At 58.1% G+C, this 1,325-nt stretch carries 1 protein-coding gene; it reads left to right on the forward strand.

The genetic code is table 11. The annotated features are described in order from the left end of the window. Positions 1–310: 310 nt before the first annotated feature. Positions 311–1,276: a Fic family protein gene (locus ACWDSI_RS20450; RefSeq protein WP_449757687.1), complete on the forward strand. Its 966-nt coding sequence runs from the start codon at positions 311–313 to the stop codon at positions 1,274–1,276. The last annotated feature ends 49 nt before the right edge of the window (positions 1,277–1,325 follow it).

The raw sequence follows: 1,325 nt of genomic DNA on the forward strand, positions 1-1,325 counted from the left end.
TTCGAGAAAGGCAAACTCGTCGAACCCGACGCCACCTCAGGCACCCAGGAGGCCGCCTGAAAACCGCTCATCCACAGGTCTTGACAATATCTCCCAGCCCCAACCGGAGCGAGGCTGTCAGCACACACTGAGCACACACGGCCGGAAGCTCGAAGAACGATTCTTGTGTGCACTGCGGCAAACCCCGTCTTTGCCCAGCAGCTCGTAGTGACAAGCAACGACGGCCTTCAGTTGATCTCTCATAGCCAATACCAAGTGACGTTGAGTTTCATAGATGTGACTTCAACCGAAAGCCGCCTACACTTGGTATGTGCAGTTAGAACGCTTCGCTAGCAGTCCGATTGGGAACCTGCGACCGATCTCTGGGACCGATGGACGCAACGGCAGAACCTACGAACACGCCGCCTATATAGCCCACCCACTGTCGACCGAGCCGGTTCTATCCGGACAGACCTGGCGCGCAGTCACCAGCGCCAGCAGGGCTCTCGCACAGCTAGATCAAGCTTCCCGACAGGTACCAAACCCCCGCATCCTCCGCCGTCCGACACTCACTCGCGAGGCTCAGAGCACGTCGGCGCTGGAAGGAACCTTTGCGCCGATCGATGAAGTCTTGGCGGCGGACGAGAGCGACACCGAGGACTACAGCGCGGAACTGGTTGAAGTGATCAACTACATCCGCGCAGCAGACGATGCGTTCGATTTCGTTGCGGAGCAACGAGTTATCACGACATCGCTGATCGAAACAGCCCACAAACAGCTTGTCGACGGAACGGAGTCCGAAACCCGCGATGCTGGGCGTGTGCGACGCTGCCAACTAGCCATCGGCAGTCCCGACGGAACTATCGAATCTTCTCGCTTCGTTCCGATGCCTCCCGGACCCGATCTCGAAGCGTCGGTACGCGACCTGATGACGTGGATGAACGACTCGACCGCCGCGCGTGACCCGTTGGTCGCAGCGGCCATGTCCCACTATCAGTTTGAAACCCTTCACCCATTCAATGACGGGAACGGCCGTATCGGCCGTCTGCTCATCATCCTGCAACTGATGGTCGACCGCCTGTTACAGGAACCTCTCCTCAGCGTGTCACCGTGGTTCGAAACGCGCCGGAGCCAATATCAAGACGAACTTGCGAACGTATCGGTCTCCGGCGAATGGGACTCCTGGGTTCAGTTCTTCAGCGCTGGCGTAGAGGCCTCCGCTATCGATACCGCCAACCGTGTCAACCTGATGCTAGTGTCGCGTTTCGTTAGTTGGTTTTCGGTTGAGCTTTCTTGAGAATCTCCTCGACCGGTTTCGTCCACACGAAGGGGTGTTTGCGGTCGTT

The sequence above is a fragment of the Gordonia sp. NPDC003429 genome (genome assembly GCF_053588575.1).